The sequence below is a fragment of the Microbacterium sp. cx-59 genome, from assembly GCF_020805625.1.
Classification (GTDB): Bacteria; Actinomycetota; Actinomycetes; order Actinomycetales; family Microbacteriaceae; genus Microbacterium.
In genome coordinates this window covers 85,120-92,844 of the sequence record NZ_JAJHGO010000002.1, presented here as the reverse complement: position 1 = coordinate 92,844, position 7,725 = coordinate 85,120, and the positions used below count along the sequence as shown (strand labels likewise).

The 7,725-nt window shown below is 70.0% G+C and carries 5 protein-coding genes; 1 reads left to right on the top strand and 4 read right to left on the bottom strand.

Going from position 1 to position 7,725, the window contains the following annotated elements:
- Positions 1-77: 77 nt before the first annotated feature.
- Genes gatB through gatC form a run of 3 tightly spaced genes read right to left on the bottom strand, consistent with a single transcriptional unit; the run spans position 78 to position 3,393 of the window.
- Positions 78-1,577, bottom strand: coding sequence for an Asp-tRNA(Asn)/Glu-tRNA(Gln) amidotransferase subunit GatB (gatB, locus tag LMI96_RS02400; RefSeq protein ID WP_228360362.1), 1,500 nt, complete (start codon positions 1,575-1,577; stop codon positions 78-80).
- Positions 1,577-3,097 carry an Asp-tRNA(Asn)/Glu-tRNA(Gln) amidotransferase subunit GatA gene (gatA, locus tag LMI96_RS02395; protein ID WP_228360361.1) on the bottom strand — a complete coding sequence of 507 codons (1,521 nt, stop codon included), beginning with the start codon at positions 3,095-3,097 and terminating at the stop codon, positions 1,577-1,579. Before gatA ends, gatB begins: the two co-directional genes overlap by 1 nt.
- The gene (gatC, locus tag LMI96_RS02390; protein WP_223720996.1) at positions 3,094-3,393 is read right to left on the bottom strand and encodes an Asp-tRNA(Asn)/Glu-tRNA(Gln) amidotransferase subunit GatC; all 300 of its coding nucleotides are present in this window, start codon (positions 3,391-3,393) and stop codon (positions 3,094-3,096) included. The genes gatA and gatC overlap by 4 nt, the downstream gene beginning before the upstream one ends.
- Before the next feature lie 84 nt (positions 3,394-3,477).
- On the opposite strand from gatC, the gene LMI96_RS02385 reads away from it, so the two are divergent.
- Complete coding sequence (locus LMI96_RS02385) at positions 3,478-5,175, top strand: long-chain-fatty-acid--CoA ligase (RefSeq protein WP_223720995.1); 1,698 nt, start codon at positions 3,478-3,480, stop codon at positions 5,173-5,175.
- Between the two features lie 103 nt (positions 5,176-5,278).
- On the opposite strand, the gene ligA is transcribed toward LMI96_RS02385, so the two are convergent.
- Positions 5,279-7,693: an NAD-dependent DNA ligase LigA gene (gene ligA, locus LMI96_RS02380; RefSeq protein ID WP_228360360.1), complete on the bottom strand. Its 2,415-nt coding sequence runs from the start codon at positions 7,691-7,693 to the stop codon at positions 5,279-5,281.
- Positions 7,694-7,725 lie beyond the last annotated feature (32 nt).

The following is a 7,725-nucleotide window of genomic DNA, read 5'->3' as shown; positions in this document are numbered from 1 at the left end:
TGGGCCGTGCCCCCCCCCCCCCCCCCTAGCGCCGCCGCCCCCCCCGGTGGGGGCGGGGGGGGGGCGAGGCCGAGAGGTCAGACGGTAGCGCGCTCCAGGACCAGTTCGCGAACACGCGCGGCGTCCGCCTGGCCCTTCATCGCCTTCATCACGGCTCCGATGATGGCGCCGGCAGCCTGAACCTTGCCGTCGCGGATCTTCTGCAGCACATCGGGCTGCGCCGCCAGGGCCTCGTCGATCGCGGCGATCAGCGGGCCATCGTCCGAGACGACGGCCAAACCGCGTGCGTCGACGACGTCCTGAGGAGCGCCCTCGCCGGCGATGACGCCCTCGAGCACCTGCCGGGCGAGCTTGTCGGTCAGCGTTCCCGCGTCAACGAGCCCCTGCAGGGCGGCGACGTGCGCGGGCGAGACCAGTCCTGAGGGCTCGCGGTCCTGGGCATTGGCGACCCGGCTGATCTCGCCCGTCCACCACTTACGAGCGGCGGCGGGCGACGCACCCGCCGCGACGGTCGCCTCGATCTCGGCGATCAGGCCACCGTTGGCGACATCCTGGAACTCGAGGTCGGTGAAACCCCAGTCCGCCTTCAGCCGACGACGACGGGCGGCCGGCGGCTCCGGCAGCTCCGCGCGGAGCTGCTCGATGAGAGCCGGATCGGGCACGACCGGCAGCAAGTCGGGTTCGGGGAAGTAACGGTAGTCATCCGCATCCGACTTGGGGCGTCCGGGCGACGTGCGACCGGTGTCCTCGTGCCAGTGCCGGGTCTCCTGCGTGATCGATCCGCCGTCGGCGAGGATGGCCGCCTGCCGCTGGATCTCGTACCGCACGGCACGCTCGACCGAGCGCATCGAGTTGACGTTCTTCGTCTCGGTGCGGGTGCCGAGCTTCTCCTGTCCACGCGGGCGCAGCGACACGTTCGCATCGCAGCGAAGGTTTCCCCGCTCCATCTTGGCGTCGGAAATCCCGAGCGACAGCACGATGTCGCGAATCGTCTGCACGTACGCCTTCGCGATCTCCGGCGCCCGGTGCTCCGCACCGAAGATGGGGCGCGTGACGATCTCGACCAGCGGCACCCCGGCGCGGTTGTAGTCGACGAGCGAGTACTCCGCGCCCTGGATGCGGCCGGTCGCGCCACCGACGTGCGTCAGCTTGCCGGCGTCTTCCTCCATGTGCGCCCGCTCGATCGGCACGGTCACCATGGTGCCGTCGGCGAGCTCGACGACGACCTCGCCGTCGAAGGCGATGGGCTCGTCGTACTGCGAGATCTGGTAGTTCTTGCCGAGGTCGGGGTAGAAGTAGTTCTTCCGGGCGAAGCGGCTCGACGGCGCGATCGAGCATCCGAGTGCGAGACCCAGGCTGATCGAGAACTTCACCGCCTCTTCGTTCACGACCGGCAGCGACCCGGGAAGCCCGAGGTCGACGGGCGCAAGGTCGGTGTTCGGCTCGCGACCGAACGAGTTCGGGGCGGACGAGAACATCTTCGTCGCGGTGTTCAGTTCGACGTGGACTTCGAATCCGAGCACGGGCTCGTACAGTTCGAGCGCCTTGTCGAAGTCCATCAGCGCGGCCTTGGCCATCAGCGCGTCCCTCCCAGCTTCGGCGCCCGTGCCAGCAACGGGCCGCCCCATGAATCGATCAGCAGCGCCTCGAGCGCGGCGCCCACCTGATAGAGGCGGGCGTCCTCACGGGCGGGTGCCAGGAACTGGATGCCGACCGGCAGCCCGTCGTCTTCCGCGAGACCCGACGGGATCGAGATCCCGGGTACCCCGGCGAGGTTCGCGGGGATCGTCGTCACGTCGTTCAAGTACATCTGCAGCGGGTCATCCAGCTGCTCACCGAGACGGAATGCGGTCGTCGGAGCGGACGGCGTGGCGATCACATCGACCGATGCAAACGCGTCCGCGAAGTCGCGCTGGATGAGCGTCCGCACCTTCTGCGCCGACCCGTAGTACGCGTCGTAGTACCCGGCGGAGAGAGCGTAGGTTCCGAGGATGATGCGGCGCTTCACCTCGTCGCCGAAACCCGCCTCGCGAGTCGCGGCCATCACTTCTTCGACCGTCGCGCCCGCGTGCGGGGTGACCCGCAGCCCGAAGCGGACCGAGTCGAACTTCGCGAGGTTGCTGGATGCCTCGGCCGGGAGGATCAGGTAGTAGGCCGCGACGCCGTACTCGAAGTGCGGAGCGCTGATCTCCACGATCTCCGCGCCCTGCGCCTCCATCGTCGCGAGTGCCGCGCGGAAGGACGCGGACACGCCGCGCTGGAACCCGGCGTCGTCGAGCTCCTTCACGACACCCACCCGGAGCCCCTTGAGCACGTCGCCACGGGCGCCTTCCCGCGCCGCATCCGCAAACGACGGCCATGCGTCGGTGAGCGAAGTGGAATCGTTCCGGTCGTGGCCGCCGATGACGTCGTGCAGGAGTCCGGCATCCAGCACGGTGCGCGTGACGGGCCCGATCTGGTCGAGGCTCGAGGCGAGCGCGATCGCGCCGTACCGGCTCACGCCGCCGTACGTGGGTTTGACGCCGACCGTTCCCGTCACGTGCGCCGGCTGACGGATCGATCCGCCGGTGTCGGAGCCGAGGGCGAGCGGCGCTTCGAAAGCGGCGACCGCGGCGGCGGAGCCACCGCCGGATCCACCCGGGATGCGGTCGAGGTCCCACGGGTTGTGGGTCGGTCCGTACGCGGAATGCTCCGTCGAGGAACCCATCGCGAACTCGTCCATGTTCGTCTTGCCGAGCGGGATCAGCCCCGCCGCGCGCGAACGGGCGACGACCGTGGCGTCGAAGGGCGACATGTAGCCCTCGAGGATCTTCGATCCGCTGGTGGACGGCATGTCGGTGGTGACCAGGACGTCCTTGATCGCGAGCGGAACACCCGCGATCGGGCTCAGCTGCTCGCCGGCCGCGCGACGGCGATCGATGTCGGCAGCGGCCTCCAGCGCGTGGTCCGATACGTGCAGGAACGCGTGCACGTCACCGTCGACCGCGGCGATCCGGTCGAGATGCGCCTGCGTCGCCTCGACGCTGGACACCTCGCCCGAGGCCAGCTTGCTCGCGAGGTCCGCGGCGGTGAGGGTGATCAGTTCGGCCGCGCTCATTGCTCTTCTCCGAGGATGGCGGTGACGCGGAAGCGGCTGCCGTCCGCATCCGGAGCGTTCTGCAGGGCCTGCGCCGTCGTGAGCGTGTCACGGACCACGTCGGGGCGATAGACGTTCTGCAACGGAATCGGGTGGCTCGTCGCCGGAACATCGGCGGTCGCCACCTGAGAGACCTTGGCGATGTTGTCGACGATGGCATCCAGCTCACCGGTGAGACGCTCGGCCTCTTCGTCGGTCAGCTGGATCCGGGCGAGCACGCCGAGTTGGCGCACGAGATCGGGGGTGAATTCAGACACACCCCGAGTCTAGTTGCGGCGCCCACCGCGTCCTCACGGCCGGGCATCCCGCGCCGGGCGGAGACGCTCGCCTAGGCTGTGCCCGTGACGACGTTCCATCCGCCCCGTCCGTGGGTGCACAGCTACGCCGCGGGGGTTCCCGAGGATCTCGACCCGGTGACCGGTTCACTCGTGGACATCGTGGACGCCTCCGTCCGCGACTACCCCGACGCCCCGGCCCTGCAGTTCTTCGGACGGGTGACGACGTATCGCGAACTCGACGCGCAGATCGCTCGCGCGGCCGCGGGGCTCCGCGCCCTGGGCGTGGGTGCCGGCGACCCGGTCGCCCTCGTGCTGCCCAACTGCCCCCAGCACATCGTCGCGTTCTACGCGGTGCTGCGTCTCGGCGCGGTCGTCGTCGAGCACAATCCGCTGTACACGCCGCGCGAGCTGCGGAAGCAGTTCGAAGACCACGGCGCGAAGCACGCGATCGTGTGGAGCAAGGTCGCTCGCACGGTGCAGGACTTCCCCGCCGACCTCCAGGTGCGCTCTCTCGTCTCGATCGACGTGACCCGCGCGATGCCGTTCGCGACCCGCGCGGCGCTGCGATTGCCGATCTCGAAGGCCCGCGAGTCGCGGGCGGCTCTGTACGAGAAGGTGTCGGGCGCCGTGTCGTGGGAGGAGCTCCTCCGCGCGGAGCCGCTTTCCGCCCGTCACCCGCGGCCCGCGACCGACGATCTCGCGATCATCCAGTACACGAGCGGCACCACGGGAACCCCGAAGGGCGCCGCCCTCACGCACCGCAACCTGCTGGCGAACGCCGCGCAGTCGCGGGCGTGGGTGCCGCAGATCGTGCGCGGGAACGGATGCGTCGTCTACGCGGTGCTGCCGATGTTCCACGCATACGGCCTCACGCTCTGCCTCACGTTCGCGATGTCGATGGGCGCGCGGCTGGTGCTGTTTCCGAAGTTCGATCCCGACATGGTGCTCGCGGTGACGAAGAAGCATCCTGCGACGTTCCTGCCGTTAGTTCCCCCGATCGCCGATCGGCTCCTGCAGGCAGCGGTCGCCCAGGGTGTCTCGCTGTCGGGCACCGAGGTCGCGATCTCCGGAGCCATGGCACTGCCGCACGACCTCGTCGTGCCGTTCGAGGCGGAGACCGGCGGGTTCCTCGTCGAGGGATACGGACTCAGCGAGTGCTCCCCCGTCCTGATGGCGAATCCGGTCGCCGACAATCGCGTCGCCGGCACGGTGGGCCTGCCCCTCCCCGGCACGGAGTGCCGGGTCGTCGATCCCGACCAACCGTCCCAGGACGTGCCGCCCGGGGAGCGCGGTGAACTCCTGGTGCGCGGCCCACAGGTGTTCTCCGGCTACTACGGCAAGCCGGAGGAGACCGAAGCGGTCTTCGTCGATGACTGGTTCCGCACCGGCGACATCGTCACGATCGACGAGGACGGCTTCGTCCGGATCGTCGACCGCATCAAGGAACTCATCATCACGGGCGGCTTCAACGTCGCCCCGACCGAAGTCGAGAACGTTCTGCGACAGCATCCGCAGGTCGAGGACGTCGCCGTCGTCGGGCTGCCGAGCGAGCACTCCGGAGAGGATGTCGTCGCCGCCATCGTGGTGGCCCCCGGAACCGCGGTCGATACCGAGGCGATCCGCGAGTTCGCCCGCGGGATCCTCACCCCCTATAAGGTTCCGCGTCGCATCACCGTGGTCGAGGAGCTTCCGAAGTCCCTGATCGGCAAGGTCCTCCGGCGTCAGGTGCGCGAGAAGCTGCTCGGCAACCCGAGCGCCTGACACCCCAGCGCCGAACACCCACGCGCCTGACACGCGAGCTCCGGACTCCCCGGCGCCGGACACCCACGCACCCGAACCCCGCTGCCGGACGCGTCGACGACGCTCAGTCGACCGGAGCGGTCTCGGCGCCGTCCTCTCCGTCGGCGTCGGCCAACGGGTCGAGCGCCGCGGGCCCCTGTTCGACGAGGATGCGGAACTGCGCCGCATCGATGATGCGCACCCCGAGCTGCTCGGCTTTGCCGAGCTTGGAGCCGGCCCCGGGGCCCGCCGCGACGAAGTCCGTCTTCTTCGACACGCTCGAACCCGCCTTGCCGCCGGCCGCGAGGATCGCTTCCTGCGCGCCCTCACGGCTATACCCCTCGAGACTTCCGGTCGCGACGACCGTGATTCCCTCCAGGACCCCGCCCGCCGCGGCGGCCGCGCCCGGACCGGGGTGCCCCGGGGTGAACAGCTGCGCCCCCGAAGCCGCCCACCGGTCGACGATCTCGCGGTGCCAGTCCACGTCGAACCAATCGATCAGCGCGTCGGCGATGATGCCGCCCACCCCGTCGACGGCCGCCAGCTCTTCCCGCGTGGCACGACGGATGGCCGCCAGCGATCCGAACCACTGTGCGAGGGCCCGCGCCGCCGTCGGACCGACGTGACGGATGCTGAGGGCGATGAGGAAGCGGTAGAGCTCCTTCGTCTTCGCCTTCTCGAGCTCGGCGAGCAGCGTGAGCGCCTGCGCCGACGGGTGCCGCACGACATGGTCTTTCCGGATGCCGGCGGCGCGGCGCTCCGCGGCGCTCTTGTCTTCCCAGCCGGGCGGGTACGTGCGTTCGATGCGCTGGAACGGCGCCCGCCGGATGAACTCGCCGGTCTGCTCGTCGACCTTCTGCGCTCCGGTCTCGGCATCGCGCACGATGACCTCGATCGGGACGAGTTGCTCCAGCGTCAGATCGAACAGGCCCGCCTCGCCGTCGAGCGGGGGCGGCCCCTCTCCGCCCGCCTGGGTGAGCGCGGCCGCGGTGACCTCGCCGAGCGCCTCGATGTCGAGGGCGCTGCGCGACCCGATGTGCTCGACACGGCCGCGCACCTGCGCGGGGCAGGATCGTGAATTCGGGCACCGCAGATCGATGTCGCCCTCTTTGGCCGGTGCGAGCGCGGTGCCGCATTCGGGGCAGAACTCGGGCATGACGAAGGGGCGTTCGGTGCCGTCGCGGAGTTCGACCACCGGCCCCAGGACCTCGGGAATGACGTCACCGGCCTTGCGCAGCACCACAGTGTCGCCGATCAGCACCCCCTTGGCCTTGACGACGTCCTGGTTGTGGAGGGTCGCCTGCCGGACCACGGAGCCGGCCACACGCGCGGGCTCCATCACGGCGAACGGTGTCGCGCGGCCCGTGCGACCGACCGACACGACGATGTCGAGCAGTCGGGTGTTCACCTGCTCGGGCGGGTACTTGTAGGCGATCGCCCACCGAGGGGCGCGGCTCGTCGCGCCGAGTTCGTCGTGCAGGGCGAGCTCGTCGACCTTGACGACGACCCCGTCGATCTCGTGCTCGACGTCGTGCCGGTGCTCGCCGTAGTTCGCGACGAAGCCGAGCACCCCCTCGATGTCGTCGAACGTCCGGGAGTACGGGCTCGTCGGCAGGCCCCACTGGGCGAGCAACTCGTACACCTCGCTCTGCGACGCGACGGGCGGATCGGCCCACGCGCCGATGCCGTGCACGAACAGGCGGAGCGAGTCGAGGCGCGCTTCGCCCGCTTCGAGTTCGAGACCGTCTTTCTTGTCGAGCTGCTGGCGGAGCCCCCCGCTGGCGGCGTTGCGCGGGTTCGCGAACGCCGCGAATCGGCGCTCGGCGCTGAGGCGCGCTTTGACCTCGTCGAACGTGCGCGGGCGTGCTCGTGCGTCGCCCACGACGCGATCCCGCAGACGTGCCTGCAGCGCGTTCAGGCGCTCGAACTCGGCGACCGGGATGAAGACCTCGCCGCGCACCTCGACCCGGGTGGGATGGCCGTCGCCCGCGAGCCGCTGCGGGATGCCGCGCACCCGGAGCGCGTTCACCGTGACGTCCTCGCCGATTCGCCCGTCGCCGCGGGTCGCCGCCGAGACCAGCACACCGTTCTCGTAGCGGAGGTTGATCGCGAGTCCGTCGATCTTGAGCTCGGTCAGCCAGCGCACCGGTCGCCCGGCCGACGCCTGCGTCTTCGCGCACCATTCGCGCAGCTCTTCGGCGCTGAAGACGTTGTCGAGACTCAGCATCCGCTCCGCGTGCTCGACGGGTGCGAACATCGTCGTGGATGCGGCGCCCACGCTGAGCGTCGGCGAGTCCTGACCCTGCACCTCGGGAAACGCGCGTTCGATCGCCTCGAGGCGGCGCATCCACCCGTCGTACGTCGCGTCGTCGACGATCTCCGCGTCTGCGCCGTAGTAGGTGTCGCGCGCGCGCAGAATGCGCTCGGTCAGCGCGCCGGACTCGGCACGGGCCTCGTCGAGCGTCAACGTCAGGTCGAGGGATTCGTCGGCATCCGTCACTCCGTCATTCTAAAGACGACCCCCGACACCAC